At 66.7% G+C, this 23,402-nt stretch carries 26 protein-coding genes; 14 read left to right on the plus strand and 12 right to left on the minus strand.

The annotated features are described in order from the left end of the window. Positions 1-27: 27 nt before the first annotated feature. A complete protein-coding gene (locus C6A82_RS26080) occupies positions 28-591 on the plus strand; it encodes an isochorismatase family protein (protein WP_105347226.1) in 564 nt (187 codons plus the stop codon). Positions 592-593: 2 nt separating this feature from the next. On the opposite strand, the gene C6A82_RS26085 is transcribed toward C6A82_RS26080, so the two are convergent. Beyond that, on the minus strand, positions 594-1,391 hold the full coding sequence (locus tag C6A82_RS26085) for an enoyl-CoA hydratase/isomerase family protein (RefSeq protein ID WP_105347225.1): 798 nt from the start codon (positions 1,389-1,391) through the stop codon (positions 594-596). 107 nt (positions 1,392-1,498) lie between these two features. Between C6A82_RS26085 and glgX the strand changes: the two genes are divergently transcribed. Next, positions 1,499-3,643 carry a glycogen debranching protein GlgX gene (glgX, locus tag C6A82_RS26090; RefSeq protein WP_199193887.1) on the plus strand — a complete coding sequence of 715 codons (2,145 nt, stop codon included), beginning with the start codon at positions 1,499-1,501 and terminating at the stop codon, positions 3,641-3,643. Between the two features lie 35 nt (positions 3,644-3,678). Here glgX and C6A82_RS26095 read toward each other — a convergent pair whose 3' ends face one another. Next, positions 3,679-4,029: a hypothetical protein gene (locus tag C6A82_RS26095; protein ID WP_105347223.1), complete on the minus strand. Its 351-nt coding sequence runs from the start codon at positions 4,027-4,029 to the stop codon at positions 3,679-3,681. Positions 4,030-4,474: 445 nt separating this feature from the next. Between C6A82_RS26095 and C6A82_RS26100 the strand changes: the two genes are divergently transcribed. Next, positions 4,475-5,029 (plus strand): TetR/AcrR family transcriptional regulator, encoded by a 555-nt coding sequence (locus tag C6A82_RS26100; RefSeq protein WP_233217061.1) that lies wholly within the window; start codon positions 4,475-4,477, stop codon positions 5,027-5,029. On the opposite strand, the gene C6A82_RS26105 is transcribed toward C6A82_RS26100, so the two are convergent. The 4 genes from C6A82_RS26105 to treS all read right to left on the minus strand — a co-directional run bounded on the left by C6A82_RS26105 (position 5,026) and on the right by treS (position 9,965). Then, the gene (locus C6A82_RS26105) at positions 5,026-5,391 is read right to left on the minus strand and encodes a hypothetical protein (protein ID WP_105347219.1); all 366 of its coding nucleotides are present in this window, start codon (positions 5,389-5,391) and stop codon (positions 5,026-5,028) included. The two genes, C6A82_RS26100 and C6A82_RS26105, sit on opposite strands and share 4 nt — an antisense overlap. 15 nt (positions 5,392-5,406) lie before the next feature. Continuing rightward, on the minus strand, positions 5,407-6,771 hold the full coding sequence (locus C6A82_RS26110) for an FAD-dependent oxidoreductase (RefSeq protein WP_105347218.1): 1,365 nt from the start codon (positions 6,769-6,771) through the stop codon (positions 5,407-5,409). 81 nt (positions 6,772-6,852) lie between these two features. Beyond that, the gene (locus C6A82_RS26115; protein ID WP_105347216.1) at positions 6,853-8,175 is read right to left on the minus strand and encodes a maltokinase N-terminal cap-like domain-containing protein; all 1,323 of its coding nucleotides are present in this window, start codon (positions 8,173-8,175) and stop codon (positions 6,853-6,855) included. After that, positions 8,172-9,965 carry a maltose alpha-D-glucosyltransferase gene (treS, locus tag C6A82_RS26120; RefSeq protein ID WP_105347214.1) on the minus strand — a complete coding sequence of 598 codons (1,794 nt, stop codon included), beginning with the start codon at positions 9,963-9,965 and terminating at the stop codon, positions 8,172-8,174. Before treS ends, C6A82_RS26115 begins: the two co-directional genes overlap by 4 nt. A 260-nt stretch (positions 9,966-10,225) precedes the next feature. Between treS and C6A82_RS26125 the strand changes: the two genes are divergently transcribed. From C6A82_RS26125 to C6A82_RS26145, 5 genes are all read left to right on the plus strand, one after another. Continuing rightward, positions 10,226-10,615: a hypothetical protein gene (locus tag C6A82_RS26125; protein ID WP_105347253.1), complete on the plus strand. Its 390-nt coding sequence runs from the start codon at positions 10,226-10,228 to the stop codon at positions 10,613-10,615. 68 nt (positions 10,616-10,683) lie between these two features. Then, positions 10,684-11,358, plus strand: coding sequence for a Crp/Fnr family transcriptional regulator (locus C6A82_RS26130; RefSeq protein WP_105347212.1), 675 nt, complete (start codon positions 10,684-10,686; stop codon positions 11,356-11,358). A 61-nt stretch (positions 11,359-11,419) separates the two neighbouring features. Beyond that, positions 11,420-12,160, plus strand: a complete 741-nt coding sequence (locus C6A82_RS26135; RefSeq protein WP_105347211.1) for a HugZ family protein — start codon at positions 11,420-11,422, stop codon at positions 12,158-12,160. Further along, positions 12,157-12,726 (plus strand): orotate phosphoribosyltransferase, encoded by a 570-nt coding sequence (locus C6A82_RS26140; RefSeq protein WP_105347209.1) that lies wholly within the window; start codon positions 12,157-12,159, stop codon positions 12,724-12,726. The genes C6A82_RS26135 and C6A82_RS26140 overlap by 4 nt, the downstream gene beginning before the upstream one ends. A gap of 117 nt (positions 12,727-12,843) precedes the next feature. Further along, positions 12,844-13,929 carry an IS630 family transposase gene (locus C6A82_RS26145; RefSeq protein ID WP_311101477.1) on the plus strand — a complete coding sequence of 362 codons (1,086 nt, stop codon included), beginning with the start codon at positions 12,844-12,846 and terminating at the stop codon, positions 13,927-13,929. On the opposite strand, the gene C6A82_RS26150 is transcribed toward C6A82_RS26145, so the two are convergent. The 3 genes from C6A82_RS26150 to C6A82_RS26160 are packed head-to-tail and all read right to left on the minus strand — an operon-like array spanning position 13,926 to position 16,674. Then, on the minus strand, positions 13,926-14,966 hold the full coding sequence (locus C6A82_RS26150; RefSeq protein ID WP_105341262.1) for an ABC transporter ATP-binding protein: 1,041 nt from the start codon (positions 14,964-14,966) through the stop codon (positions 13,926-13,928). The genes C6A82_RS26145 and C6A82_RS26150 overlap by 4 nt on opposite strands. Next, positions 14,963-15,805: an ABC transporter permease subunit gene (locus C6A82_RS26155; protein ID WP_311101551.1), complete on the minus strand. Its 843-nt coding sequence runs from the start codon at positions 15,803-15,805 to the stop codon at positions 14,963-14,965. Before C6A82_RS26155 ends, C6A82_RS26150 begins: the two co-directional genes overlap by 4 nt. 23 nt (positions 15,806-15,828) lie before the next feature. Beyond that, positions 15,829-16,674, minus strand: coding sequence for an ABC transporter permease subunit (locus C6A82_RS26160; protein ID WP_105344485.1), 846 nt, complete (start codon positions 16,672-16,674; stop codon positions 15,829-15,831). A 185-nt stretch (positions 16,675-16,859) separates the two neighbouring features. Here C6A82_RS26160 and C6A82_RS26165 point away from each other — a divergent pair, with 185 nt between their 5' ends. Further along, a complete protein-coding gene (locus C6A82_RS26165) occupies positions 16,860-17,438 on the plus strand; it encodes a hypothetical protein (protein ID WP_158261623.1) in 579 nt (192 codons plus the stop codon). 10 nt (positions 17,439-17,448) lie between these two features. On the opposite strand, the gene C6A82_RS26170 is transcribed toward C6A82_RS26165, so the two are convergent. Together C6A82_RS26170 and C6A82_RS26175 are read right to left on the minus strand one after the other, a co-directional pair. Further along, entirely contained in the window at positions 17,449-17,691 is a 243-nt protein-coding gene (locus tag C6A82_RS26170) for a hypothetical protein (RefSeq protein WP_105344483.1), read from the minus strand. Between the two features lie 90 nt (positions 17,692-17,781). After that, positions 17,782-18,393, minus strand: coding sequence for a TetR/AcrR family transcriptional regulator (locus tag C6A82_RS26175; protein ID WP_105344482.1), 612 nt, complete (start codon positions 18,391-18,393; stop codon positions 17,782-17,784). A gap of 87 nt (positions 18,394-18,480) precedes the next feature. Here C6A82_RS26175 and C6A82_RS26180 point away from each other — a divergent pair, with 87 nt between their 5' ends. From C6A82_RS26180 to C6A82_RS26200, 5 genes are all read left to right on the plus strand, one after another. Continuing rightward, positions 18,481-18,888 (plus strand): TIGR03668 family PPOX class F420-dependent oxidoreductase, encoded by a 408-nt coding sequence (locus tag C6A82_RS26180; RefSeq protein WP_105344480.1) that lies wholly within the window; start codon positions 18,481-18,483, stop codon positions 18,886-18,888. Positions 18,889-18,934: 46 nt separating this feature from the next. Then, a complete protein-coding gene (locus tag C6A82_RS26185) occupies positions 18,935-20,737 on the plus strand; it encodes an Hsp70 family protein (protein ID WP_105344478.1) in 1,803 nt (600 codons plus the stop codon). A 244-nt stretch (positions 20,738-20,981) separates the two neighbouring features. Further along, the gene (locus C6A82_RS26190) at positions 20,982-21,281 is read left to right on the plus strand and encodes a hypothetical protein (protein WP_105344477.1); all 300 of its coding nucleotides are present in this window, start codon (positions 20,982-20,984) and stop codon (positions 21,279-21,281) included. A 64-nt stretch (positions 21,282-21,345) separates the two neighbouring features. After that, positions 21,346-21,753: a thioesterase family protein gene (locus tag C6A82_RS26195; RefSeq protein WP_105344490.1), complete on the plus strand. Its 408-nt coding sequence runs from the start codon at positions 21,346-21,348 to the stop codon at positions 21,751-21,753. Next, positions 21,750-22,535, plus strand: a complete 786-nt coding sequence (locus tag C6A82_RS26200; RefSeq protein ID WP_105344475.1) for a helix-turn-helix domain-containing protein — start codon at positions 21,750-21,752, stop codon at positions 22,533-22,535. Before C6A82_RS26195 ends, C6A82_RS26200 begins: the two co-directional genes overlap by 4 nt. 6 nt (positions 22,536-22,541) lie before the next feature. Here the strand turns inward: C6A82_RS26200 and C6A82_RS26205 are convergent, their stop codons facing one another. Beyond that, entirely contained in the window at positions 22,542-23,243 is a 702-nt protein-coding gene (locus tag C6A82_RS26205) for a L,D-transpeptidase (RefSeq protein WP_105344473.1), read from the minus strand. Positions 23,244-23,402 lie beyond the last annotated feature (159 nt).

Consider the following 23,402-nt stretch of genomic DNA (forward strand, 5'->3'; position numbering starts at 1 on the left):
ACATCTGCGCATCGTAAGGTGGGGCGCATGCGCGCGCTCCTGATCGTCGACGTGCAGAACGACTTCTGCGAAGGCGGCTCCCTCGAAGTCGTCGGCGGCCGGTCGGTCGCTCACGCGATAAGCGAATTCCTCGCCACTCCACGCGGGTACGACCACATCGTCGCGACGAAGGACTTCCACATCGATCCGGGCGAGCATTTCTCCGACAGCCCGGATTTCGCGGCCTCGTGGCCGCGGCACTGCGTGGCCGGGACGCACGGCGCCGACTTCCACCAGGAGTTCGACGACTCGAAGGTGGAAGCTGTCTTCACCAAGGGTCGGTACACGGCGGCCTACAGCGGGTTCGAGGGCACCGACGAATCGGGCACGCCTCTTGTGGTCTGGCTTCGCCGACGCGACGTCGACGAGGTCGACATCGTCGGCATCGCCACCGACTACTGCGTGGTGGCCACGGCGACCGACGCGGCCGCCGCCGGTTTCACGACCCGGGTTCTGCTGGATCTGACGGCGGGCGTAGCGGAGGAGACGAGCAGGCGAGCGGTCACGACCATGCGCGCCGCGGGTGTCGAGATCGCGCGCTCAGCGGCGTAGCACTACCGGCCGGTCCACCGCGGCGGCCTGCGTTCGATGAACGCCCGCACGCCTTCCTTGGCGTCGTCGAGACCCATCACATCCAGATGGATCTGCGTCTCGCGCGCGCCCACCTCCGCGCGATCGAGGTCGAACGAGTCCCACAGCAGCCTCTTGCTGGCCGCCACCGAAGCGGGCGCTGCGTTCACGGCGATGTCCTGCGCCAACTCGAGAGCGGTAGGCAATACATCGGCTGCGTCGAGCGCCCGGCTGCCGAGACCGAGCGCGACGGCTCGATGTCCGTCGAACATGGCCCCGCTCAGCAATATCTCTGCGGCATTCGACAGGCCGACGAGGCGCGGAAGAATCCAGTGAGAATACGCATCCCCGACCATGCCGCGGCGCACCTGCACGACGCCGTAGCGGGCGTCGGCCGCGAAGATGCGGATGTCGCACTGCAGCGCCAGCGTCAGCCCCAATCCGATCGCATGCCCGTTGACGGCGGCGATCACCGGCTTGCTCACCGACCACGCGGGGACGTCGACGCCCGCGGCGGAGAACCCGGGCCCCGGCTCGGTGAAGGTGCGCTCACCCGCGGCCAGATCGGCGCCTGCGCAGAAGGCAGGCGGCGCCCCCGTGAGCACCACCACCCGCACCGCGTCGCTCCCGTCGCACCACCGATACGCCTCTGCCAGCTCCTCGCGCATGCCGTCGCCGACGGCGTTGCGCTGCTGCGGCCGGTCGAGGGTGATGGTGCCCACACCCCTTTCGACGACCAGGCGCAGCGTTCGGTAAGTGGGCAGGTCGGGACTGATGGACACTGTTGCACCTCGGGCCGGTCAAGATCGACGACTTTGGTTGTGATGCTGCCTCACCGGGCACCCCCGTATCGTCTCGTTGGTCCGACCAGATTTTTGGAGTGTGTTTCTTGACCCAAGCTGCCACCACGCAGGAGAGTTCGCTGGAGGTATGGCCCGGCAAGGCATATCCATTAGGCGCCACGTTCGATGGGTTCGGTACCAACTTCGCGGTGTTCAGCGAGGTGGCCGAGAAGGTCGAACTGTGCCTGTTCGACGCCGACGACAACGAGACCAGGTTGACGCTGCCCGAGGTGGACGGATTCGTCTGGCACTGTTTCATCCCCGGCATCCAGCCCGGCCAGAGATACGGCTACCGGGTGCACGGCCCGTACGACCCGGGCGCCGGGCAGCGCTGCAACCCGAACAAGCTGGTGCTCTGCCCGTACTCCAAGGCGATCGACGGCACCTTTGACTGGAACCAGTCGCTTTTCGGCTACAACTTCGGCGATCCCGACAGCCGCAACGACGACGACTCGGCGGCCAGCATGCCGAAGTCCGTGGTGATCAACCCGTATTTCGACTGGGGCGTCGACCGCCCACCGGGCCATGAGTACGCCGACTCGGTGATCTACGAGGCGCATGTGAAGGGCCTGACCCAGACCCATCCCGACATCCCGGAGAACATCCGCGGCGCCTATGCCGCGATCGGGCACCCGGCGCTGATCGAACACCTGAAGTCGCTCGGCGTTACGGCGATCGAACTCATGCCGGTGCACCACTTCGCGAACGACTCCACGCTGATCGAGAAGGGGTTGAGCAACTACTGGGGCTACAACACCACCGGATTCTTCGCCCCGGACCCCAAATACAGCAGCACCACCGCGCCGGGCGGGCAGGTGCAGGAGTTCAAGGCGATGGTGCGCGCGCTACACGAGGCCAACATCGAGGTGATCCTCGACGTCGTCTACAACCACACCGCCGAGGGCAACCACCTGGGCCCGACGCTGTCCATGCGCGGCATCGACAACGCCGCCTACTACCGGCTGGTCGACGACGACAAGCGCTACTACATGGACTACACCGGCACGGGCAACAGCCTCAACGTCGGGCACCCGCACTCGCTGCAGTTGATCATGGACTCGCTGCGCTACTGGGTGACCGAGATGCACGTCGACGGGTTCCGGTTCGACCTCGCCTCGACACTGGCCCGTGAGTTCTACGACGTCGACAAGCTCGCGACGTTCTTCGAACTGGTGCAACAGGATCCGACGGTGAGCCAAGTGAAGCTCATCGCCGAGCCGTGGGACGTCGGGCCTGGCGGATATCAGGTCGGCGGCTTCCCGCCGCAGTGGACCGAGTGGAACGGCAAATACCGTGACACCGTCCGCGACTACTGGCGCGGTGAGCCTGCCACGCTCGACGAGTTCGCCTCCCGGCTGACCGGCTCCGCCGACCTCTACGAACAGACCGGCCGCCGACCCGTGGCGTCGATCAACTTCGTCATCGCCCACGACGGATTCACGCTGCGGGACCTGGTGTCCTACAACGAGAAACACAACGAGGCCAACGGCGAGGACAACAACGACGGCGAAAGCCACAACCGATCGTGGAACTGCGGCGTCGAGGGTCCCACCGACGATCCGCAGGTCAACGCGCTGCGGGCGCGCCAGCAGCGCAACTTCCTGACCACGATGCTGCTCTCCCAGGGCGTGCCGATGATCGCGCACGGCGACGAACTCGGCCGCACGCAGCACGGCAACAACAACGTCTACTGCCAGGACAACGAACTGTCGTGGATCGACTGGGACGCCGCCGACGAGGATCTCATCGAGTTCACCCGCAATGTGTCGGCGTTGCGGGCAGCGCATCCGGTGTTCCGGAGGCGGCGCTTCTTCAGCGGACGACCGGTCCGGCAACGTGGCGGTCCGAAACTTCCCGACATCGCGTGGCTCGCGCCTGACGGCTCGGAGATGACCGACGAGGACTGGGAATCGGGCTTCGCCAAGTCACTCGGCGTGTATCTCAACGGTTACGGCATTCCCGACCTCGACGTGCGCGGCCAACGGGTCACCGACGATTCGTTCCTGCTGTTCTTCAACGCTCACTACGAGCCAATCGATTTCACCTTGCCCCACAACGACTTCGGCACTACGTGGATTCCGGTGGTCTACACCGCCGATGATGTCGGAGGCGATCCCAAACCCTACGACGCGGACGCGACGGTGACGGTCGACGCCCGCTCGGTGCTGGTGCTTCGGTCGGTCGAGGAGTAGCTACTCTTGGTCCTCGCTCGTTCCTCACTCGCGCTCTACTCGACGACGTCGAAGAACGAGTCGCCGTCCTCGGGCGTGCCGTCGATCTGGCCGCGCTCGCGGCCCCGTTGCTCCGGGTCGCGGCGGTCGATTTCGTCGTCCGAGACCAGGACCGTCTCCTCGTCGGGATCATCGGCGTCGCGCGGGTCGACGTCGTCGGGCGACACGTCCGGCGTCTCTTCCGCCAGCCTGTCGTCGAGCGATTCCTTTTCTTCCGGATCGAGCCACCGCTCCGGGGGATCCACCACCTCGTCGCCGTCGCTGTTGCGCACCTCGTCGGAGTCGAGCTGCTCGGTGGGGGTCAGCGGCGAGTTGTTGTCGAACTCATCGAACTCTGCAGAAGTCATGCACGCGTGTTGCCCGGCATCCGGCCCGACTAAACCGCCGCCGCCCGAACCGGCGTCGGGCGTCCCGACTGGATGGTTGCTGATGTTGCAGGCCGGCGCATGAGCGTTCCGGTTTCGCGGGCGGGGGATGCGCCGTCACCGGCCCGCAGCAAGCGGTCGGCGGGGCCGCGGTTCATCACGGGCTGACCGGCAGCCATCGCGCAGTGGCATCTCAGTCGAAAACCCCTCCCATACCAGGCAGTATGGTACGGTTTAGCAGCTGAAGCAGCCGTGGCCGCGTAATCGGCACCGAGGGGTGCCGCCGGCCGGGCGGGCTGGAAGTAGAAGCCGAAGAGCGGCGGTGACTACCGGCGGCCACGGTTGCAACAGCACCCTTGAAGACGGAACTGATACCGTCGCTAATTTTCACGAGTGTCTCGTTGCTGGTAGCCGTATGCTCCCGTCCATGAGTCCGCGGCGCGACCCCGGACGTCGGCTTTCGATCGACGACTGGATCCAGGCCGGATTCGCCGTGCTCGCCGAGGGTGGACCGAATGCACTGCGGCTTGACCGGATCTGCGAGCGGCTCGGCGTCACCAAGGGCAGCTTCTACTGGCACTTCGCCGACCTCCCGGCGTACCGCACCGCGCTCATCGAGGCGTGGGGCAGCCTGCAGGACGAGGGCCGCAAGCAGTTCATGACGATGCCCGGCGCTTCCCCTCGCGATCGGCTCAAGGCGATGATGCAGGCTTTGATGGGACCGCAGCTGTATGCCCTGGAGCGTGCCATGCGGGTGTGGGCGCTAACGGACGAAACCGTGGCAGAAGGCGTGCGCAGAAGCGACATGCAGGTGCTTGCCGCCGTGCACCAGATTTTCCTCGATGCCGGCTTTGACGACCAGGACGCGCTTGTCAGGGCGGTCACCTTCTTCGCGGCGGGCATGGGCTTCCTGCACGGTTTCGATATCGAACGCCCACCCGACGGCGAGGACTTGTTCCTGGACTTCGTTCTCCGGCCCTAGCCCGACGGGGTGAGCCCGGTTTTCGCGTCGAGGTACTGCAACAGGTCGTGGGCCGCCAGCTCGACGTCCTTGTGCCGCCATTCCGACGCGCGGTAGACGCAGGCGATCAGCCCGGTGCGGTGGAGCCGTCGCAGGTCGCCGTAGACGAACGCGTACCGCGCCTTGGTGTGCTCTGCCGCGCCCTCGGTCAGCCCGAGATGCCACTCCGCGTACTCGTCCCACGAGTGGTTCTCCAGGAACGCGTTCTGCGCGTCGGCGCGCGGCTGCACCTGTCCCCAGTCGCTGTCCAGCACGTACTGCCGGGCGTCGATCAGCTTGCGCGCCTTCGCCACCGCACCCTTGTTCACCGCATACGAAGCCATGGCTTCGCATACCCGTTATGCCACCGCCAGTCGCTCGAGGGCCATCACCTCAGCTGCCGCCCGTTCTCCCGAGCGCACCGCACCGTCGACCCAGCCACACATGACGGCCGAGCTCTCGGTGCCCGCCCAGTGCACACGGCCGCACGGCTCGCGAAGCGCGGACCCGAACTCGGTGAGCACGCCTGGCGGTGCGTGGCTGATCATGCCTCCGCCCGAATAGCGTTCGGTCGTCCAGTTCTGCTCGATGTAGTCCACCGGCGAACGCGCCTTGGCCCCGAAGCGGTCGGCGAGCTCGTCGAGGACGACCTTGCGGCGTTGCGTGTCGTCGAGGCCGCACAGTTTCCGCGCGGTAGGCCCTTCGACGATCACGCAGAGCACGCCCGGCGTGCCGGCATCGGTGCACGCATCGATGGTCACCTGGGCGGGTGTGCCCGGTGCGGCCGACTGTCCGGACAGTCCGTCGGCCCGCCAGAACGGTTCGTCGTAGACGATGTTGATCTTGTAGACGGCCCCGCTGGGCATGCGCTGCTGCAACAGCGATCTGTCAACGGGAAGCATTGGCTCATAAAGAATCTGGCTGGCGATCGCGATCGGCACGGCGACGACCGCGCGCCGCGCCCGCACCGTCATGTCGTCGGACCGCACCGTCACCCCGACGTCGTCCTGGGCGATCCCTCGCACCGGCTGCGCCAGGTGTAGCGATTCGCCGAGCCGCGCGGCCATCGGCCGGTAGACCGCCCCCATGCCGCCGACGATGCGCGAGTCCTGCGACCCGCCCTCAATGCCGAACACGAAATCGGGCCCGCCGCCCGACGCCATCTGATGCAGGGCGAACAGCAGCGAGATCTCCGAGGTGTCACTGGTGTAGGTGCCGCCGATCGCGGTCTCGAGCAGATCGCGGGCGGCCGCCGACCGCACATGGTGATCCAGCCACAAGGCGACCGTGATGCTGTCCCACTTGTCGGCCTTCCTGGCGTCCCATGGCGCGTCGAGCGGGATCGTCTTGCACATCTTGGTCAGCTCGAGCATCGCGGTGCCGAGGTTCACCGTCGCGAACGGGTTCAGCGTTCGCGGCACAACGCCCCGGTAGCGGAACTGCTTGCCGTCGACGATCATCATCGCCTCGCCATCGGCATACTGCTTGTAGGTGCCGATGTCGAACTCGTTCATCAACGCGTAGATGCGGTCTTGGCCCGGGCCGACCCACGCGCCGCCGCGGTCGATCCACGTCCCGTCGTCCCGTACCTCGGTGAAGGTGCGGCCACCGACCCGGTCGCGTGCCTCCAGCAGCGCCACCGAATGCCCCGCCTGCTTGAGCCGCAACGCCGCCGATAGGCCGGCGAAACCCGCCCCGATCACACAGAAGTCGACGTCAGCCATGATGGGATGGTCCCGCCGCCGACGGCCCCGCGGAGCTGTTTGGCAAATTCAACGCAGGCGTCAAGCAGTGCTGCAGCAGGCTCAGCCGACGATGCGCGCGATCGATCGCAGCGGAATCGGCAGCCATGTCGGACGATGCCGAGCCTCGTAGGCGGCCTCGTAGACCGCCTTGTCGAGCTCGTAGGCGGCCAGCAGCTCGGCGTCCTCGCGCGGGTCGGTCCCCGAGTGCGCCGCATATCCCTCGCAGAACGCCGTGCTGTTGCGGTCCACCCACTCGCGGGCCCGCGCCGCCAGCTGCCGGGACCGGTCGCCGTCCTCGTCCTGCTCCATCAGCCGCTGATAGGCGGCGTACTCGAACGACCGCAGCACGCCGGCGACGTCGCGTGCGGTCGCGTCCGGGCGCCGCCGGTCGTCCAGCGGCTGACCGGGCTCACCCTCGAAGTCGATCAGCAGCCACCGTGCAGGGGTCCGGAGCACCTGCCCGAGGTGCAGGTCGCCGTGCATGCGCTGAACCGTGATCGTCCGCTCGGCCAGCTTGCGGTAGCGCTCCTCGATCAGTGGCACATAGACGCCGAGATCCGGAACCGCCGCCGCCGCGGCCGCCAGCCGCTCGAGCACCGCGTCGGTCGGGAAGGCCGTCGTCGAGGTCCCCAGTTCCGCGGCGAGAGTGGCGTGCACCGAGGCAACGGCTTCGCCGAGCCGGTAGGACTCGCCCGCGAAGTCGCCGCCCACCTCGTCGGCGTACAGATCGCCCTCCGCGAAGAGGTCGCGGGTGCTGGCCGTGGCCATGTCCCACCCTTCGGCCGAGTTGGCCGCGAACTCGGTGACCATCCCGAGCGCGTACGGCTGCCCGTCAAGCGTCGACTCGTAGGATCCGAGCAACCGGGCAACGTGCGGATTGCCCGCCCGCGCCAGCACCCGGTTGAGTTCGATGTCGGGGTTCGTGCCCGGCGTGATCCGCCGGAACATCTTGAACACGGCCTGTTCCTCGAAGATGACGCTGCTGTTGCTCTGTTCAGCGCTCGACACCCGTGGTGCGGCGTCCAACGGCAGGTCGGCCCCCGGCTCCTTGGTGAACCGGACGTCGCCGACCGTCGTCGACGAATCGAACAGCGCCAGCAGATATCTCGCATCCGCCGGGTTGTAGAGCGCGTCGTAGGCGGTGCGGCCGCCGTCCCCGCCGATGGTCGCGACGTCCGAGTACTCCTCGATCGGCCCCGTGTCCCATCGCACGATCACCTGATAACGCTCGGACGGCCCCTCCGTGTAGGCGACTTCGAGCAGTACGAGATCGAGGTCCTCGCGCAGCGATACGACGACGGCAGGCTCCGCGGACGCCAACTCGCGGTTGCGGCCGGCATACCAGCGCTGGGTGACGATCCACTCGCCGAATGGCAGGTTCATGGCTGATCTCCAGCCTCCGGCGGGCGCAACTGAAACCAGTAGAAGCCGTGACCGGGAAGGGTGAGCAGGTACGGCAGCTGACCGATGCGGGGAAACTCCACGTAGCCGGTCATCTCCACCGGTGTGTACCCATTCCAGTGCTGCAGACTCAGTTCGATGGGCTGCGGGAACCGCGAGAGGTTGTTGACGCACAGCACTGTGTCGTCGCCCAATTCACGGACGTAGGTCAGCACGGACGGGTTGGATCCGCCCAGCTCGCGGAAGGTACCGATGGCGAATGCCTGGTGGCGCCTGCGTACGGCGAGCATCGTCCGCGTCCAGTTCAGCAGCGACGTCGAACTGTCCCTCTGGGCCTCCACGTTGACGGAGTGGTAGCCGTAGATCGCATCCTGGTTCGGCGGCAGGTAGAGCCGGCCAGGGGTGGCGGTCGAGAATCCCGCATTGCGGTCGGGCGTCCACTGCATCGGCGTGCGCACGCCGTCGCGGTCACCGAGCCAGATGATGTCGCCCATGCCGATCTCGTCGCCGTAGTACAGCACCGGGGAACCCGGCAGCGACAAGAGCATCGCGGTGAACAGCTCGATCTGGTTGCGGTCGTTCTCGAGCAAGGGCGCGAGCCTGCGGCGAATGCCCACGTTGGCCTTCATCCGCGGATCCTTGGCGTACTCGGAGTACATGTAGTCACGCTCTTCGTCGGTGACCATCTCGAGCGTCAACTCGTCGTGGTTGCGCAGGAAGATGCCCCACTGCGCCATGTCGGGGATCGGAGGTGTCTGGGACAGGATCTCCGAGATGGGGAACCGCGACTCGCGCCGCACCGCCATGAAGATGCGCGGCATCAGCGGGAAGTGGAAGGCCATATGGCATTCGTCGCCACCCGTGTCGGGGTCGCCGAAGTACTCGACGACATCGGCGGGCCACTGGTTCGCCTCGGCCAGCAGCACCCTTCCCGGGTATTCGTCGTCGATCACCTTGCGGCAGTGACGCAGGAATGCGTGCGTCTCGGGCAGGTTCTCGCAATTGGTGCCCTCGCGCTCGAACAAGTAGGGCACGGCGTCCAACCGGAATCCGTCGATGCCGAGGTCGAGCCAGAACCGCAGGACATCGATCATCGCCTCCTGCACGGCGGGGTTGTCGTAATTCAGGTCGGGCTGATGCGAGAAGAATCGATGCCAGTAAAACTGCCTGCGCACGGGGTCGAACGTCCAGTTCGACTCCTCGGTGTCGACGAAGATGATCCGGGCGTCGCGGTACTTGTCGCTGGTGTCGCTCCACACGAAGAAGTCGCCGTACGGCCCGTCGGGATCACGCCGCGATTCCTGGAACCACGCATGCGAGTCCGAGGTGTGGTTCATCACCAGGTCAGTGATCACCCGAATGCCGCGCCGGTGTGCGGCGTCGAGCAACGAGACGAAGTCGTCGACGGTGCCGAACTCGGGCAGCACCTTGTAGAAATCGCGAATGTCGTAGCCGCCGTCGCGCAGGGGCGAGTCGTAGAACGGTGGCAGCCAAAGACAGTCGACGCCAAGCCACTTCAGGTAGTCGAGCTTGTCGGTGAGCCCGCAAAGATCGCCGGAGCCGTCGGAGTTCGAGTCGGAGAAAGCCCGTACCAACACCTCATAGAAGACGGCACGCTTGAACCAGGTGCGATCGGCAGGCAGCACGGCGGCATGCCCGAAGTCGTCGGCGGTCGGATGTTCCACCACGCCGTCGGAGACGTGGCTGCCCGCCGTGGGGTCGTGGTCGACCAACTCGTCGACGCGATCTCGTGCATCCGCCGGAGCATCCATACGAACTTCAAACCTACCCATCCGCGCTGAACTTGAATCGGCACCGCGTGTCGCGGCGCCACGTGAGCAACGAGTCGCCCCGAGTGGTGTAAAGGAACGGTTGAAACCGCCGACGAACCGGGATACCGTTGCGCGGCCAATGTTCCCATTGTCGGGTGGCGTTGGTCTTCCCAATTCTTCGACGAATCGAGTGGTGCGTGTCAGAGCCTAATGATGGCGAAGCCCCAGTAATCGTTGGTCTGTCCGATGCGGCGATGCACATGTACGCCGCCGCGATCGACACCCTCCCCGATCCGAGCGATCCCGAGTTCCCTGACCGTGCGGGTGTGATCCTCGCCGGTCTTCGCAAACTTCAAGACTCGCTCGCCGACGCCGCGAGCCGAAGCCGGGTGACCCCGTCGGTCATCGTCGCGCTCAGCGGTGTGCGCAGCCGGTACGACGATCTGATGGCCACCGCTGCCAACGGCCCCGGCGCCACGCTGGGTCAGCGCCTCTACATCGCGCGGGGCCGGGCGAAGCTGTCGACGAAGGAAGCCGCCAACGGCGTCGGACTGCGCAAGGACCTCATCGAGGCCGTCGAAGCCGAAGAGCCGGTGCTCGAGGACGAGGCGTCGAGGATCAAGGATCTGATCGCCGCGCTCGGCGGCTGACGCCAGGGCAAATATCTGACCCGGCGCGCCGCGTTTGCCCCGGTCGTCCACGGGTATCGCGTGATGCCATGGACCGAACCGTCGCCGATGCCGCGCTGTTTCGCGCGCTCGAGCCGAGTGTGGTCGCCACGCTCACCTCTCGGCTGCCGACGGTCGATTTCGCTGCGGGCGACGTGATCTACGCCAGAGGTGATCTCGACGCCCAGCTCTACATCCTCGTCGACGGCAAGGTGAAGCTCGGCCGCTGCGCAGAAGACGGACGCGAGAACATCCTGTCCGTGCTAGCTCCGCCGGACATCTTCGGTGAGCTTTCGATACTCGACCCTGGGCCGCAGCCGTGGAACGCCACGGCCATTACCGAGGTCCACGCGGCAACGGTCGACGGGGATCGACTCGAGAGGTGGATTGACCAGTACCCCCCGCTCGCAAGCCGGCTGCTGAGGCTGATGGCCGGGCAGCTGCGCCAGACCACTGACGCCATGGCCGACCTGTCCTTCATCGACGCGCCCGCCCGGGTCGCCAAACAGCTTCTTGGCCTCGCGCAGCGGTTCGGTATCCCCGAGGACGGTTCGACGCGGGTGACGCACGACCTGACGCAGGAGGAGCTCGCACAGTTGGTCGGCGCTACACGGGAGACCGTGAACAAGGCGCTGTCGGACTTCCGCAACCGCGGTTGGATTCGCGTCGACGGAAAGAGCGTGCTGATCTCGAACTCCGAGCGGCTGGCGCACCGGGCGCACTGACGCACATCGCTAGGGCAGATAGCGGGCAGCGCGCTGCACCGAGGTTGGGTATCGTGCCGTCGTGGCATCCCGTGATCGGCCCTCGCCCGCCGAGGGGGCGCGCACCATCGCCGCCTCCGCGAACTCTGGAACGCTTGCGACCATCGGTTCTGCCGGCGATCCATGGGCCTCGTTCGTCACCTACGGTCTGCTCGACGGCGCGCCGGTGCTGTGCGTGTCGAGTCTCGCCGAGCACGGCCGGAATCTGTCCACCGATCAGCGGGCCAGCATCTCGATCGTTTCTCCGACCTCCGACCCTGATCCGCAGGCATGGGCTCGGGTGACGCTCGCCGGTGTCGCCCAACGGCCCGTCGGCGCCGAACTCGCCGCCGCGCGGGACGCGCACCTTGCCGCGGTGCCCGGCGCCACGAGTTACATCGACTACGCCGACTTCACGCTGTGGCTGCTGCGGGTCGGCCGGGTGCGCTGGTATGGCGGATACGGGCAGATGGACGTGGTGACGGGTGCGGACTACGCGGCCGCGCAAGCCGATCCGCTCGCACCGCACGCGGCCCGCGCGATCGCCCATCTCAACGCCGATCACGCCGAGTCGCTGCGCGACATGGCCAGAAACCTCGCCGGCTTTCCCGACGCGACCGCGGCGACGTGCACCGGCGCCGACCGGTACGGCCTTGCCTTGACGGTCAGCACACCGCACGGAACCGCCCACACCAGGGTCGGATACGCCGCACCCATCGACTCGCACGACGGTTTCCGCTCGGCCACAATCGAATTGGTCGAGCGCGCTAGGATCGGCGCGTGACCGAACGCTCTGAGCTCTGGCAAGCCGCCTTCGATCTGATTCGCACCCGCGGCCACGAACGGCGCGAGGAGCCTTTCAAGCTGGCGAGCGGTCAGCTCAGCCACGACTACATCGACGGCAAGTACGCGGTGGACACCGGGGAGCGGCTGGCGATCGTCAGCCGCGCGGTCGCCGAACTCGCGGCCGACAACGGTATCTCCTTCGACGCGGTCGGCGGGCTCACGATGGGCGCCGACCCGCTGTCGCACGGCGTGGCGATGGTCACCGGCAAGGCCTGGTTCTCGGTGCGCAAGGAACAGAAGCAGCGTGGCCGCGAGCAGTGGGTCGAGGGCACCCGGCTGGGGAAGGGCACCCGGGTGCTGTTGGTCGACGACGTCATCAGCACCGGCGGCTCGACTGCGCTGGCGCTGGATCGGATCGCCCCGCTCGGTGTGGTCGTCACCGGCGTGATCCCGATGGTCGACCGCGGCGACGTCGCCGCGAAGCTCTTCGCTGAGCGCAATGTGCCGTTCGTCGCGCTGGTCAGCTACAAGGATCTGGGCATCGACCCCATCAAGCCAGTCTGATGATGCCGAAACCGACGTATGGGCGCGAAAGTGCGAGACGAGCGCGCCATTACGTCCATCTCGACAGTGACTAGTGTCCTGAGTCGTTAATCCGCGCTCAGCCGCTAGACTGGGATCATGCCGAGTCCAGTAGCGATGAGCGTTGTGTTGAGCGACGATGAGCGTGAGCAGTTGCAGGCCTGGGCGCGTCGACCTAAGAGCGCTCAGGCGCTGGCCCTGCGTTCTCGCATAGTTCTTGCCTGTGAAGGTGATTCGAGTAATACGCAGATCTCCCGGGAGCTGGGCGTGACCCGCGGGATGGTGACCAAATGGCGCAACCGGTTCGCCGTTGATCGCCTCGACGGCTTGCTCGATGAACCGCGGCCGGGCCGGCCCCGCGTCGTGGAGGATGCCCGCATCGAGGAGCTGATCACTGCCACGCTGGAGACGGCCCCCCGAAACGCCACTCAGTGGTCGACCCGGTCGATGGCCGAGCACCTGGGACTGTCGCAGTCGATGGTGTCGCGGGTGTGGCGGGCATTCGGCCTGGCACCGCATAAACAGGATTCCTGGAAGCTGTCCAAGGATCCGTTGTTCGTGGCCAAGGTCCGCGACGTCGTCGGACTGTATCTGAACCCACCGGAACGGGCCATGGTGTTGTGTGTTGATGAGAAGACCCAGATTCAGGCGCTCAATCGCACTGCGCCGGTGTTTCCGATGTTGCCCGGAATCCCCGCGCGAGCCAGCCACGACTACGTCCGCCACGGCACCTCAAGCCTCTATGCCGCACTGGATCTCAGCACCGGAAAGGTGATCGGTGCGCTGCACACACGCCACCGGGCCACCGAGTTCCTGGCCTTCTTGAAGACCATCGACGCCTCCGTATCCACCGACCTGGACGTGCACCTGGTGCTCGACAACGCCTCCACCCACAAGACGCCGGCAGTCCAGCGCTGGCTGTTGGCGCACCCGCGGTTCGTCCTGCACTTCACCCCGACCAGCTCGTCATGGCTCAACCTGGTCGAACGGTGGTTCGCCGAACTGACCACCAAGAAACTGCGTCGCGGCACCCACACCTCGGTGCGCCAACTCAACACCGACATCAGGGCTTGGATCGACACCTGGAACGACAACCCCCGGCCCTACGTCTGGACCAAAACCGCCGACCAAATCCTCGCCAGCATCGGCAACTACTGCCAACGAATTAACGACTCAGGACACTAGCTCGCAACCACCAGCACGCTCGTCGGCTCGACACCGACCGTCACCCGGTCACCGGAGGTGAACGCGCGCGCCGCCGAGCTGGCCATCTGTGCAATCACCGCCGTCCCGTCGGCCAGCGTCAGGTGCACCCGCGAGATCGGCCCGAGGAAGGCAACTGAGGTCACCATTGCGGTGCCTGCCGCGTCGGCCTCGACGGTCACCGACTCCGGCCGCACCATCGCGAGGCCGGCACCCGAAGCCACCGAGCCGGTCAATGCGGGCACCGACGTACCGAGCAGCCTGGCCTCGCCGTCCGAAACCTCGGCGGGCACCTTGTTGTTCAGGCCGACGAATTGCGCGACGAACGGCGTCGCCGGGTTTGCGTAGAGCTCGGCGGGTGCCGCGAGCTGCTCGAGCGTGCCCTGGCTCATCACCCCGACCCGGTCCGCGACCGCCAGCGCCTCCTCCTGGTCGTGGGTGACGAAAAGCGTCGTCGTGCCGACCTCGAGTTGCACCCGGCGGATCTCGTCGCGCAACTGCACCCGCACCTTGGCATCGAGCGCCGAAAGCGGCTCGTCGAGCAGAAGTACGCGCGGCTGAATCGCCAGCGCCCGTGCGAGCGCCACCCGCTGCTGCTGTCCGCCGGACAGTTCGCTGGCGTACTTGTTCCTGTGGGCGGTGAGCCCGACCAGCTCGAGCATCTCATCGGCGCGGGAGCGCCTCTGCCCCTTGCCTTTTCCGCGCATCTTCAGGCCGAATGCGACATTGTCGACGACGGTCAGATGCGGAAAGAGGCTGTAGGCCTGAAAGACCATGCCCATGTCGCGCTTGTTCGCCGACACCTTCGTCAGGTCCTTGCCGTCGACCGAGACGCTGCCCGATGTCGCCTCGTCGAGGCCGGCGAGGATGCGCAGCGCCGTGGTCTTCCCGCAGCCGGACGGGCCGAGTAAAGCGACCAACTCGCCCGGCTCGATGTGCAGCGTCAGCCCGTCGAGGGCCTTCACTGAGCCGTAGACCCGGGTCAGGTCGGTCAGCTCGACGGAAACCCCATTCGTCATTCGGGTACTCCAGGTTCGGTCGCGGACGCGAGGCGCGAAGACGGCCCGGCGGCGGTGGTGGCGGCGATGGCCGGATCGGCTCCTGCGCCGCCGCCGCGGCGCCTGCCGCGGGTCGCCAACGCCAAAACGAGCAGCAGCACGAAGCCGAAGACGAGGGTGGCCAGCGACGCGGCGACCGACGTCGGGCCGTCGCTCTTGCCGATCAGCACGATCTGAACCTGCAGTGTCTCGTAGCCGGACAGCGACGCGATCGTGTACTCCCCCAGCACAACCGCGATGGAGATGAACGCGGCCGACAGGATTCCCGACCAGATGTTGGGCACGACAACCCGACCGATCGTCGCCAACCAGCCCGCACCGAGGGAGCGCGCCGCCTCCGACAACGTCTTGAGGTCGATAGCCGACAGCGCCGCATCGATCGCGCGGTACGCGAACGGCAGCACCAACACCACGTAGACGAATGTCAGCGTCAACGCGGATTCACCGAGTAAGTACGTCACCCACAGGTACACGTTGCGCAGGCCGACGACGATCACCAGCGCTGGGATGGTCAACGGCAGCAGGCAGAGGAATTCGACGATGCCCCGCGCCCACGGTGCGCGCAGCCTCACCCAGATCATCGTCGGCATCAGGATGAGCAGCATCAGCACCACGGTGAACACGGCGAGCAGCAGCGAGATCACGATCGCCTGGTACAGCGCCTCGTTGGCCACCAGGTTCTGCCACGCCTGCAGCGTGCGACCGCCGGCGATCAGGTTCCTGGTCGAGAAGTCGGCCATCGCGTAGAGCGGAAACAGGAAGAACAAGCCGAAGACGACGAACAGCGCGAGGCGAAACATAGTGCCGCCCAATGACCTTCTTCTCATTGCAGCCACCGGGCGGTGCGCCGGACAAGTGCGTTGTAGGCGGCCATCACGATGGCGACGATGACGATCATCTCCAGCGCCAGCGCGTACGCGAACCCGGACTGGCCGAGAACCACCTCGCTGGTCAGCGCGGCCCGAATCAGCAACGGGACGATCGGGCTACCCTGGCTGACCAGCGCCGCCGCGGTGGCGTAAGCCGCGAAAGCGTTGGCGAACAACAGAAGTACCGAACCGAGGAACGCGGGGGTCAACAGCGGAACCGCGACCTGGCGCCAGTACTGAAACGTCGATGCGCCGAGGCTGACCGCCGCCTCGCGCCATTGGTCACGCAGCCCTTCCAGCGCGGGCACGAACACGATCACCATCAACGGGATCTGAAAGTACGTGTAGACCAGGATCAGACCCGACAGGCTGTACAGCCAGCCGGATCCCGCCAGGTTCCACCCGAAGTGCTGCTGCACCCAGACGGTCAGCACGCCGTTGAGGCCGATGGTCGCCAGGAAGCCGAAAGCCAACGCGACGCCGCCGAATTGGGCCAGGATGCTGCACAGCGAGATCACGGCCCTTCGAAGGATGGATGACGGTGGGCTGCTCACGATCAGCCAGGCCAGCACCGCGCCGAGCAGAGCGCCGATGATCGCAGTGCTCGCCGAGAGCAGCACGCTCTTCCACAGCGCGGACAGCGCGGTTTCGGAGAACAGGGCCGTTATCCGGGCAAGCGAGAACGCGCCGTCGACGAAGAACGCGCTGACGATCACGGTCACCGTCGGAACGATGAGGAAGATCGTGACCAATGCGAAGAACGGCAGCAGCGGTAGCGCCTCCCGGATGCGCTTCGCCATATTCAGTCTCGGCTCCTCACGTGCGCATGTTCAGTCTTGGCTCCTCACGTGCGGGCGGGCCTTCTCCATCTGCAGGCAGACCAGACCCTATCGGGGCTGCGCATCGTCGGCATCCTGTTCGTGGGAGTCCACTTTTATCGACGTTGACCGAGTGTTTCCCCAGGTAGTAACGCTAATATCAAGGGGTGCCGGAGAAGGAGGCCTCGGGGGACTTCGACTACCTGCGGGAAACGACCGACGGGGCCGACGTCGTCGACGAGGAGAATGCATACGCGTCCGGGACGGACCTCGACTACTTGCTGGCCGAGGACCAGTCGCGGGAGCACGACGGCTTCGACGCGTTCGACGAGAACACCTGGGACGAAGACTTCACACCGGTGTCGACCGCGCCGTGGTACCGGTCACCGCAGTCGCGCACACTGCTCATCGCCAGCGCCATCGCGTTGTCGGCCATCGTGATCTCGGTGTCGCTCTTGGTGTTTCGGCAGCCGTCGGCGAGCGACGAGTCCACACCGCTGCAAACCACGACAGCGGTCACCACGCCGCTGGCCACCGCGACACGCGAAAGGCCGCCACCTCCCTCACCTCCGCCGCCGCCAGCACCGCCGCCGCCTGAGCCGTCCGCGGCGACTCAGGCGCCCTCGGTCGTCAGGCCGTCGGTGCGGCCGAGGCCGAGGAAGGAGCCGGAGATCGGCGTGACCAGGACGCCGGCTACCCGGCGGCCGATGAGCGTTGCGCCCCAGCCACGGGGACCTCGGCAGTGAGTCTCGCGGTCTAGCGGTGTCCACCGCCGTGATGGAAGAGCAGCACGTTGCCGTAGGACGGGAACTGGTACGGGTAGGTCACCTGGTGGTCGCTGTTGATCTGCACGTTGCCCGGTGACTGGCACTGGGTCGTCTCCGACCCGACGTAGGTGCACGTCTGCCCGGTGGGTGCGGCCGATGCCGCGGGTGCGACCGTGATTGCCGCGGCTGCGGCGCCCGCGCCGACCAAAGCCGAAATACTGCGCAGTCTCATGGTGGAACCCCTTTCCCTTGCAGTTATCGAAACTGAACGTTTAGTTTCAACAAGCGTCACGCGCCAGAAGCCTCGCTACCTCCGGTGATGTCAGTCACCGTGGGCGAGGCCACGCATGGCGACGTCCACCAGAGCGTCCGCCGCGTCATCGGTCAGCGGGGCGTGTCCCATCATCAGGCGGTACAGCGCCGGGCCGATGACGATGTCGACGGCCGCATCCGGATCGGCGTCGGCACGCAGCTCGCCACGCGCGACGCCGCGCTCCCAGATCGTCCGGAACAACTCACGGCGGGAGTCGACCAGGTTGGTGCGGAGCTCCCGCTGGATCAAGGGGTCGCTCTGCGCTTCGCCGACGAGTTGCGCGAAGACGCGACCGCTGCGCCCCGTGTAGAAGCGCAGCAGCCCTCGCACCACGGCGGTCAGGTCGTCGCGCGCTGAGCCGGTATCGGGGTCGGGTGACTCCGCCATGATCTCGGACAGGAACGCATCGAAGGCCACCGCGTACTTGTTGGGCCACCACTTGTAGATGGTCGCCTTGCTCGCACCACTGCGGCCGGCGATCTCCTCGGTGGTCATCGCCCGCAGCCCGACCTCGTGCAGCAGCTCCGAAGTCGCCCGCAGCACCGCGGTACGCGACTCCTCGCTGCGCGGACGGCCTGGCCTGCTGCGCGGCTTCGCATCGGCAACGCGGCTAGGGGGCATCGGCCGTCCTCCCACCGATAATGAACGACAGGTTCACAATCCTTACTATTGACCATCCGAGCGAAATCGCAACCGGAGAAGAACAACATGTCGGAGTTCGACGCGAGGGAACGGTTTTCGTCCTCGCGTGTCGCCCAGTTGGCGACCGCAGGGGCTGACGGCGTACCCCATCTGGTCCCGATCGTATTCGCCGTGAGCAACGACGTCATCTACACCGCCGTCGACGCAAAACGCAAGTCCACCCAGCGACTGCGCAGGATGGCCAACATCGAAGTCAACCCCGCGGTCAGCCTGATCGTCGACCACTACGAAGACGACTGGTCCCGACTGTGGTGGGTCCGCGCCGATGGTAGCGCTGAAATCCATTACAGCGGTGAGGAAATGGCGGCAGGTTATTTCGAGCTGCGGCGCAAGTACGTTCAATACCAGCGCATCGCGCTCGACGGGCCCGTCATCGCCGTCACCGTGGCACGCTGGTCCGGCTGGCAGGCCTGATCGCTGTCGTAATACCTGAGCCCGCCGCGGCGATAGACGTCGTGACATGACTCGAGGTGTAGGGCTTTGCGTCGGCGCGACCAACGTCGCCGCGGTGATACCGGGACGGGCGGCCGTGACGCGGCAGGCCGTCCTCACGCTGTATTCGCACCGCCCACCAGAGGTCGGCGTGCCGAAGGAGAATTCCCGGCTGGCCGAGCGCGGGCTGGTCGTCGCCGACTTCGTGGACCGCGCCGCTGACCCGGTCGGCATCATGGCCGCCGACGGCACGTTTCACCGTGGCGAGGTGCTGATCGCCGCGGCACTGCGCGCGTTGACCTACGCCGTCACTGCGGCCCGCGCGCCGGTCGACGCGCCTGGCGTCGCCTACCCCGCGCACTGGCGCCCCGCGGCCGTCGCCGCCCTGCGCCGAGAACTGTCCCTGTTGCCCGAGTGGTCGGCGGCCGCAGGCCGGATGACGGTGGTGTCCGACGCCGCCGCCGCGCTGGCGGCGTTGCACGCCGAGCCCGGACTGCCCACCCGGGGAGTGGTCGCGCTCTGCGACTTCGGCGGCACCGGCACCAGCATCACCCTGGCCGACGCCGCCGACGGCTACCGGCCCATCGGCGCGACCGCGCGCCACCCCGACTTCTCGGGTGAACTCATCGACCGGGCCCTGCTGGCACACGTGATCGCCGATCTGTCGAGCACCGGCGCAGCGGGCGTGGCAGGCACCGCAGCGATCGGGTCGCTGCATCGACTCCGGAGCCAATGCCGCGGCGCGAAGGAACGACTGTCCCGAGGCGCGGTGACAACTCTGCTCGCCGATGTGCCGGGATACCGCGGCGAGGTCCGGCTCACCCGCGCAGAACTCGACGACGAGATCCGCCAGCCGCTGGTTGCTTTCGTCGAAGTGTTATGGGAACAACTGTCCCGCAATCGAATTCGTCCCGCCGACCTTGCGGCGATCGCGTCCATCGGCGGCGGAGCCAACATCCCTGCGGTGACGACGGCACTCTCCGAACAGATGCGGGTGCCGGTGATCACCACCCCTCGGCCCGAACTGACCGCCGCCGAAGGCGCCGCACTGCTTGCGGCCCGGCGGCCGGAGGACGACAGCATGACGGCCGTCGCATCGCCGGTGCAGTCGGTCACGATGCGCGCGATTGCCTGGTCTGAGGTCGACGACGTTCCTGAGATCGCCCCGATCGCAGAGGATTCCGTTGCCGGAGCCAGCGCGGCGCGGCCCGTGGCCGACTTCATACCCGATGAGAGCGACGGCCCGCGCCCGCCGCGCACCGACGCGTGGTACCGCCCGATACTCGTCAGCGCCGGTGTGTTCGCCGCGATGGTGCTGGTCGGCACAGGGGCCGTGATGGCCATCCGCAACGACGCCTCGGCGATGACCGGGACGACAACGACGACCACCATCGTGGCACCGCAACCGGCCGCACCGGAGGCGGCTGCGCCGTCCGGGCTCGCGGCCGCACCCGAACAGCCTGTCGAGGCACCGTCCTACATCCAGGCCGCCCCCGCGCCGAAGACCCGGGTGGCGATCTCGACGCCGCCGCCGGTGGTCATGCGCGCTCCCGCACCCGCGGTCGGCTCACCGCCTGCGGCAGACCCACCGCCACCGAGTGCACCGCCTGCTTCCACCCCGACGACGACGCCGCCGACGACGACTACCCCGTCACCACCGCCGAGCAGTCCTCCGAGCAGTCCGCCGTCCTCACCGCCGAGCAGCCCGCCGTCCTCGCCGCCGAGCAGCCCGCCCTCCTCGGAGCCGCCGCCGTCGCAGCCGCCGCCCGAGGAGCCGCCGGGCGAGCCCACCGACCAGGCCCAAGCGCCGAGCGGTCCGGCCGGGGAATAACCCTTTGCTGTTCGGTGTTCACCCGGACAGCCGCAGTGGCGTTGCTCGCCTTTCTATACGACGCGCGATACCTTCGACGCGCAGAATCCTGCCAACTGGCGATCAATTACTGCCAGCGGAAATCGAACTGCTGACCTCCCGGTTTATTCGATCAGACCGGATGAAAGGCACGACAGTCCGGCACCAACCGCGATCGGACCGACCCGTCTGATCGCGCACAACAGAAGAGAAGAAGGCACCAAAGATGAAGAAGTTCCGATTAGCCACCCTCGTCGCAGGCGGACTCACCGCGGCGGCCCTCGGACTGGCAGCGCCCGCCGTCGCCGCGCCGGCAGGCCCGGGCAACGCCCAAGACACCATCAACGATCTCAAAGCCGACGGCTACAACGTCATCGTCAACCGTGTCGGCGGCACACCGCTCGAAGAAGCCACCGTCGTCGCCGTGCGACCCGGTCAAACCTATTCGCGGACGGACTCGGGCAACCCCGGTGACAGCCTGGCCACCACCGTGACCGGCAAGACGGTGTACGTGGACGTCAAGTAATCACCGCTCTCGTTGAAAGGGGCACCCCTCGGGGTGCCCCTTTCGCGTGGGTGATCATGGAGCCGTGACCGAGTACTCGCTGCCGATCGTGCCCAGGTTCGCCGAGATCGATCAACAGAACGTCGTCTTCAACGCTCATTACCTCACCTGGTTCGACGAGGCGCTGACCGGATATTTCGACCACCTCGACGCCAGCTATCCGGATCTGATGTCGGCCGGTCTCGATATGCAGTTGGTGCACAGCGAAATCGACTACGCGGCGCCGGTGCGTTGGCGCGACGCGGTTCGGGTCGCGGTCGTCTGCGAACGGGTCGGGACGACGAGTTTCACCATCGGTTTCTCGGTTCTTCGACGGCGGGACGACTCCGCCGAAATCCTTGCCGTGGCCGGCCGCAACGTCTACGTCGTGGTGTCCACCGACGACTGGACCAAACGACCGGTTCCCGAGAAACTGCGGAAGGTCTTGTCATGACCGAGAACGGCGGAGCGCTGTTGCGTCAGTGGCGGCAGCGGCGGCGGCGCAGTCAACTGGACCTGGCGCTGGACACCGGCATCTCCGCGCGCCACCTGAGCTTCGTCGAGACGGGTCGTTCCCGGCCGAGTCGGGGCTTGCTGCTCGCGCTCGCCGAGCAGCTGGAAGTGCCTCTGCGCGAACGCAACGCGCTGATGCTCGCATCGGGCTATGCGCCGACATACGCCGAATCCGACCTCGGCAGTGCCGAGACCGCACAGGCCCGCGAAGCCATCAAGCGGCTGCTCGCGGGTCACGAGCCGTATCCGGCGGTGCTGCTCGACCGGTGGGGCGACGTGGTGTCGACCAACCGCGCCGTCGGGCCGCTCCTCGAGGGCGTGGACCCGGAACTGCTCGCGCCGCCGATCAACAGCTACCGGCTCAGCCTGCATCCGAAGGGGATGTCCTCGCGCATCCGGAATCGCGCCGAATGGACCGCCCACCTCGGCCACCGATTGGCGCGGCTGGCCCGTCTCACCGGCGACGCCCGGCTCGCGGAGCTGCTGGCCGAGATACGCACCTACCCGGGCGTCGCAGAAACACTCGACGACCTACCCGACGCGACGACGTCGGAACTGTTGCTGACGCTGCACTTGGCCCACCCGGCGGGCGACCTGCGACTGCACAGCACCGTCACCAGTTTCGGCAGCCCGCACGACGTCACGCTCTCCGAACTGACGATCGAGTCGTTCTTCCCCGCCGACGACGCCACCCGGCAACGGCTGCAGGAACTTTCGGGCTAGCGCGGCCTATGCCTGCACGATGACAGGGTCGCCGACCCGCACCGTGTCGAAATACCAGGCGGCATTGTCGGGACTGAGGTTGATGCACCCGTGGCTCACGTTCGCATACCCCTGCGATCCGACAGACCACGGCGCGCTGTGCACGTAGACGCCGCCCGAATTGATGCGGACCGCGTTGGACACGGTGAGCTTGTAGCCCTCCGGGTCGCTCAGCGGGATGCCGATGGTGCGCGAGTCCATGATCACCGTCTTCTCTTTCGCCAGCGCGGTGAACGAGCCCTTGGGGGTCGGGAACTTGGATTTGCCCATCGACGCGGGCATCTCGCGGACCACCACATCGTCCATCTTGACGGTGAACGTATGCGCGTCGATGTCGGCGACGCCGACGACGGCTGACCCGGTCTCGAAGCTGGTGGCGAAGCCGCCCGCCGTCACCGAGATCGGCGAATAGGCCGGCCAGAACTGGTCCGGGGTCCACGTCACGATCTGGTTGCTCAGCCAGGTGAATTGCCCGGTGGGCGTCTTGGGGGACGTGATGTCGATCGACTGCTCGGCGCGAGCCCGATTGGTCACCGGTTCGGCGAAGGTCACTTCGATCGGCGCCGCGACACCGACCACGTCGCCGGCGGCCGGCCAAATGGCGGTGACGTTGAGGTCCTTACTGGGCCCGGGGACCGCAGCCATGCCCGCGGGAGCCGCTCCTACCATGGCTATGGCGGCAGCACTCACCACGACGAGTGTGTATCGAACAGCTCTGCGCAACGCTTCATCCCTTCACGACAAACCCGACCAGCAAAGTCCAGTCTAGTGGCTCATCATGAACAACAGCCCCAGACAGGCCGTTAGACCACGTCAGAAGGGTCTTGC

Source organism: Mycobacterium sp. ITM-2016-00318 (assembly GCF_002968285.2).
GTDB lineage: Bacteria > Actinomycetota > Actinomycetes > Mycobacteriales > Mycobacteriaceae > Mycobacterium.

Coding starts and splice junctions, on each gene's coding strand:
- C6A82_RS26080 (WP_105347226.1), top strand. CDS start 28: ATGCGCGCGCTCCTGATCGTCGACGTGCAGAACGACTTCTGCGAAGGC.
- C6A82_RS26095 (WP_105347223.1), bottom strand. CDS start 4,029: ATGACTTCTGCAGAGTTCGATGAGTTCGACAACAACTCGCCGCTGACC.
- C6A82_RS26100 (WP_233217061.1), top strand. CDS start 4,475: ATGAGTCCGCGGCGCGACCCCGGACGTCGGCTTTCGATCGACGACTGG.
- C6A82_RS26105 (WP_105347219.1), bottom strand. CDS start 5,391: ATGGCTTCGTATGCGGTGAACAAGGGTGCGGTGGCGAAGGCGCGCAAG.
- C6A82_RS26110 (WP_105347218.1), bottom strand. CDS start 6,771: ATGGCTGACGTCGACTTCTGTGTGATCGGGGCGGGTTTCGCCGGCCTA.
- C6A82_RS26115 (WP_105347216.1), bottom strand. CDS start 8,175: ATGAACCTGCCATTCGGCGAGTGGATCGTCACCCAGCGCTGGTATGCC.
- treS (WP_105347214.1), bottom strand. CDS start 9,965: ATGGATGCTCCGGCGGATGCACGAGATCGCGTCGACGAGTTGGTCGAC.
- C6A82_RS26125 (WP_105347253.1), top strand. CDS start 10,226: ATGTACGCCGCCGCGATCGACACCCTCCCCGATCCGAGCGATCCCGAG.
- C6A82_RS26130 (WP_105347212.1), top strand. CDS start 10,684: ATGGACCGAACCGTCGCCGATGCCGCGCTGTTTCGCGCGCTCGAGCCG.
- C6A82_RS26145 (WP_311101477.1), top strand. CDS start 12,844: ATGCCGAGTCCAGTAGCGATGAGCGTTGTGTTGAGCGACGATGAGCGT.
- C6A82_RS26150 (WP_105341262.1), bottom strand. CDS start 14,966: ATGACGAATGGGGTTTCCGTCGAGCTGACCGACCTGACCCGGGTCTAC.
- C6A82_RS26155 (WP_311101551.1), bottom strand. CDS start 15,805: ATGTTTCGCCTCGCGCTGTTCGTCGTCTTCGGCTTGTTCTTCCTGTTT.
- C6A82_RS26160 (WP_105344485.1), bottom strand. CDS start 16,674: ATGGCGAAGCGCATCCGGGAGGCGCTACCGCTGCTGCCGTTCTTCGCA.
- C6A82_RS26170 (WP_105344483.1), bottom strand. CDS start 17,691: ATGAGACTGCGCAGTATTTCGGCTTTGGTCGGCGCGGGCGCCGCAGCC.
- C6A82_RS26175 (WP_105344482.1), bottom strand. CDS start 18,393: ATGCCCCCTAGCCGCGTTGCCGATGCGAAGCCGCGCAGCAGGCCAGGC.
- C6A82_RS26180 (WP_105344480.1), top strand. CDS start 18,481: ATGTCGGAGTTCGACGCGAGGGAACGGTTTTCGTCCTCGCGTGTCGCC.
- C6A82_RS26185 (WP_105344478.1), top strand. CDS start 18,935: ATGACTCGAGGTGTAGGGCTTTGCGTCGGCGCGACCAACGTCGCCGCG.
- C6A82_RS26190 (WP_105344477.1), top strand. CDS start 20,982: ATGAAGAAGTTCCGATTAGCCACCCTCGTCGCAGGCGGACTCACCGCG.
- C6A82_RS26200 (WP_105344475.1), top strand. CDS start 21,750: ATGACCGAGAACGGCGGAGCGCTGTTGCGTCAGTGGCGGCAGCGGCGG.
- C6A82_RS26205 (WP_105344473.1), bottom strand. CDS start 23,243: ATGGTAGGAGCGGCTCCCGCGGGCATGGCTGCGGTCCCCGGGCCCAGT.